Source organism: Rhizobium alarense, from assembly GCF_021555155.1.
Lineage (GTDB): Bacteria > Pseudomonadota > Alphaproteobacteria > Rhizobiales > Rhizobiaceae > Rhizobium_D > Rhizobium_D alarense.
The window spans coordinates 60,692-64,562 of the sequence record NZ_JAKGBU010000007.1 but is presented as its reverse complement, the minus strand read 5'-3'; the positions used below and the strand labels follow the sequence as shown (position 1 = coordinate 64,562).

The window sequence follows — 3,871 nt, the reverse complement described above, 5'->3', positions numbered from 1 at the left end:
GGCGGGCGCCGCGGGCGCGGGCCACCCCGATTTGCGTTTTCGTGTCGAATGCGGCAACGAGGCGACATTGGCCTCGCTTTTGCCCGAAGACGTCTTATAACATTGCGCGCGAGTTCAACAGGAGGAAACGGATGTTTCGTGCATCCTTTGCGGCGATCGTTTTCGGCAGCGCGGCGGCGGCCTTCGGCCCGGCGGCGCCTGCCCGCGCGGCACCGGCGACGCTGGTACCGCACCGCGCGGTCTACGATCTCGAGCTGAAAGACGCCTCCGAGCGGTCGGGCATCGCCGGCATGTATGGCCGTATGGTCTACGAGTTCAACGGCAATGCCTGCGAGGGTTACACGGTGAGCTTCCGCTTCGTGACGCAGATCAACACCGGCGAGGAGACGCGTCTGACCGACCAGCAGACGACGACCTACGAGGATCTCGAGAACGGCAGCTTCCGCTTCCTGACCCGGTCCTTCACCGACGAGAAGCTGGACAAGGAAGTGCGGGGCTCGGCGCGCGACGAGGAGCAGGGCGTCAGCGTCGACCTGCAGGCGCCGGCCGCCAGGCAGCTCGAGCTTGCGCAGAGCCAGTTTCCGACCGAGCACATGCTGGAGGTGATCAGCCGCGCGAAGAAGGGCGACCGCTTCTTCGAGGCCCGGCTGTTCGACGGCTCCGACACCGGCGACAAGACGCTCTTGACGACGACCGTGCTTGGCAAGGCGGAAATGCCCGATGCCGGCGACACGGATGCCAGCAAGGCGGGCGCGCTGTCCAAGCAGTCCTTCTGGCCGGTCAGCATCGCCTATTACAATGACGATGCGACCGGCGACGCCACCCCGATCTACCGCATGGCGTTCAAGCTCTACGAGAACGGCGTGACGCGGGATCTGACCATGGACTACGGCGACTTCGTGCTCTCGGGCAAGCTCGCCAATCTCGAGGTCTTCAAGGCCGAAGAGTGCAAATAGGACGGCGGCAGGCTCCGGGACCACGCCGGAAGCCGTAAAAAAACGCCACAGCCCTTGATTTGCCGCTCTTCTGCGGTTAAGGGCAGCGCATTCCACACGTGAGGCATGGGATTGTCCGGGAGAAATCCGGATCGTTCCGCCGGTGGCCGGGCCAACGGGTTCGGCTGTTCGCCTTGCGGAGGTTCAACCGGAAAAGGAGAAAAAGGCATGGCATTGCCTGATTTCAGCATGCGCCAGCTTCTGGAAGCTGGTGTTCACTTCGGCCACCAGACCCACCGCTGGAACCCGAAGATGAAGCCGTACATCTTCGGCGACCGCAACAACGTCCACATCATCGACCTCGCCCAGACGGTTCCGATGCTGAGCCGCGCCCTTCAGATCGTCAGCGACACGGTCGCCGGCGGCGGCCGCGTGCTCTTCGTCGGCACGAAGCGCCAGGCCTCCGAGATCATCGCCGACGCGGCCAAGCGCTCGGCCCAGTACTATGTCAACGCCCGCTGGCTCGGCGGCATGCTGACGAACTGGAAGACGATCTCCAACTCGATCCAGCGCCTGCGCAAGCTCGACGAGATCCTCGGCTCTGAGCATTCCGGCTTCACCAAGAAGGAACGCCTGAACTTGGAGCGCGAGCGCGAGAAGCTTGAAAAGGCCCTCGGCGGTATCCGTGACATGGGCGGCACGCCGGACCTGATGTTCATCATCGACACCAACAAGGAATCGATCGCCATCCAGGAAGCCAAGCGTCTCGGCATCCCGGTCGTCGCCATCATCGATTCGAACTGCGATCCGGACCAGATCGACTACCCGATTCCGGGCAACGACGACGCCTCGCGCGCCATCGCGCTCTACTGCGACCTGATCGCCCGCGCCGCCATCGACGGCATCGCGCGCCAGCAGGGTGCCTCGGGCCGTGACCTCGGCGCTTCCGCCGACGTTCCGGTCGAGCCGGCACTCGACGCCTCCGCCGACGCCTGATCGGGCGGCAGGACGTGACGGGGCAAGCCCCGTCCTATCGCTGATCGGGGCGAGGCCGTTTTCCGCCGCAAGGTCGATGACGGCCTCGTCCTTTTCCCGGGCCTCCCGGGATCGGGCCCGGGTCCCATTCATAACCCTGTCACATTCGAACGGCATTCCGTGCCGAAAACCGGGCGCGGCGCCGCCATCTGGCCGGCTGCGTGCCCCCAAGACCCAACGAGGCGAGACGATGGAAATCACTGCAGCAATGGTGAAGGAACTGCGCGAGAAGAGCGGCGCAGGCATGATGGATTGCAAGAAGGCGCTGGCCGAGACGAACGGCGACCTCGAAGCCGCGATCGACTGGCTGCGCGCCAAGGGCATCGCCAAGGCTGACAAGAAGTCGGGTCGTACCGCTGCCGAAGGCCTGATCGGCATCGTCGCCGACGGCGTCAAGGCCGTCGCGGTCGAAGTCAATTCCGAGACGGACTTCGTTGCCCGCAACGAGGCGTTCCAGGAACTCGTCCGCGGCGTCGCCAACGTGGCGATCACCACCGACGGCTCCGTCGAGGCGATCTCCGCCGCGACCTACCCGGCGACCGGCAAGTCGGTCGACGAGACGATCAAGGACGCCATTGCGACGATCGGCGAGAACATGACGCTGCGCCGCGCCGCGCTGCTGAAGGTCGAGCAAGGCGTCGTCGCGACCTACATCCACAACGCGGCCGGCGAAGGCGTCGGCAAGCTCGGCGTTCTCGTCGCCCTGAAGTCGGCCGGCGACATTGCCGTGCTGAACGCGATCGGTCGCCAGGTCGCGATGCACGTCGCCGCCACCAACCCGCTCGCCATCCGCGCCGAGGAAGTCGATGCCGCCGTTGCAGAGCGCGAACGCAACGTCTTCATCGAACAGTCCCGCGCCTCCGGCAAGCCGGACAACATCATCGAGAAGATGGTCGAAGGCCGCATGCGCAAGTTCTTCGAGGAAGTCGCGCTGCTGTCGCAGGCCTTCGTCGTCAACCCGGACGTCACCGTCGGCCAGGCCGTCAAGGATGCCGAAAAGGAAGCCGGCGCGTCGATCGAAGTCGTCGGCATGGTCCGCCTGCTGCTCGGCGAAGGCGTCGAGAAGGAAGAGTCCGATTTCGCGGCCGAAGTGGCGGCCGTCGCCAAGGGTTGATTTCTTAACCCGACTTGGGAAAAGGACAGGGCGTCGCGTGACAACGCGACGCCCTTCGTGTATCCGGCATTCGGCGATCGCATGACCGGCCGTCCGGCCGTCCGATCTGGCGCGCCCTGCGGCGCCCGACGATCGGAGGCGTCGCCTTCAGTCCGTCCAGTCTCAGGAGCGCCAATGTCTTCGAAGCCCCTCTACAAACGTGTCCTGCTCAAGGCCTCCGGCGAAGCGCTGATGGGATCGCAGGGCTTCGGCATCGACGTCGCCGTCGCCGATCGCATCGCCTCCGACATCGCCGAGGCACGGGCGCTCGGCGTCGAGGTCGGCGTCGTCGTCGGCGGCGGCAACATCTTCCGCGGCGTCGCGGTGGCGTCGAAGGGCGGCGACCGGGTGACGGGCGACCACATGGGCATGCTCGCCACCGTCATCAACGCGCTGGCGCTCGCGACGTCTCTGCGCAAGCTGAACATCGACACGGTCGTTCTCTCGGCGATCGCCATGCCGGAGATCTGCGAGAGCTTCTCCCAGCGCGCCACGCTCTACCATCTGTCGCTCGGCCGCGTCGTGATCTTCGCCGGCGGCACGGGCAATCCCTTCTTCACGACCGATTCCGCCGCCGCGCTGCGTGCCGCGGAGATGGGAGCCGAGGCGATCTTCAAGGGCACGCAGGTCGACGGCATCTATTCCGCCGATCCGAAGAAGGATCCAGCCGCCACCCGCTTCGACTACCTGACCCACAGCGAGGTGCTGTCGAAGGGGCTCGCGGTGATGGATGTCGCGGCGATCGCGC

Annotated in this window: 4 protein-coding genes; all 4 read left to right on the top strand. The window is 65.6% G+C overall.

Annotated elements, in window-relative coordinates:
* Positions 1-131 precede the first annotated feature (131 nt).
* Positions 132-956 (top strand): cell envelope integrity EipB family protein, encoded by an 825-nt coding sequence (locus LXM94_RS03810; protein WP_235769811.1) that lies wholly within the window; start codon positions 132-134, stop codon positions 954-956.
* Between the two features lie 207 nt (positions 957-1,163).
* Positions 1,164-1,931 carry a 30S ribosomal protein S2 gene (gene rpsB, locus LXM94_RS03805; RefSeq protein ID WP_235769810.1) on the top strand — a complete coding sequence of 256 codons (768 nt, stop codon included), beginning with the start codon at positions 1,164-1,166 and terminating at the stop codon, positions 1,929-1,931.
* A 229-nt stretch (positions 1,932-2,160) separates the two neighbouring features.
* Positions 2,161-3,084, top strand: a complete 924-nt coding sequence (gene tsf / locus LXM94_RS03800; RefSeq protein WP_235769809.1) for a translation elongation factor Ts — start codon at positions 2,161-2,163, stop codon at positions 3,082-3,084.
* A 174-nt stretch (positions 3,085-3,258) separates the two neighbouring features.
* Positions 3,259-3,871: UMP kinase (pyrH, locus tag LXM94_RS03795; RefSeq protein WP_235769808.1), on the top strand; the 613-nt coding region annotated here is incomplete at its 3' end.

Bases quoted from the DNA above. Each gene is read 5' to 3' on its own strand.
- LXM94_RS03810 (WP_235769811.1), top strand. From the start codon at position 132: ATGTTTCGTGCATCCTTTGCGGCGATCGTTTTCGGCAGCGCGGCGGCG.
- rpsB (WP_235769810.1), top strand. From the start codon at position 1,164: ATGGCATTGCCTGATTTCAGCATGCGCCAGCTTCTGGAAGCTGGTGTT.
- tsf (WP_235769809.1), top strand. From the start codon at position 2,161: ATGGAAATCACTGCAGCAATGGTGAAGGAACTGCGCGAGAAGAGCGGC.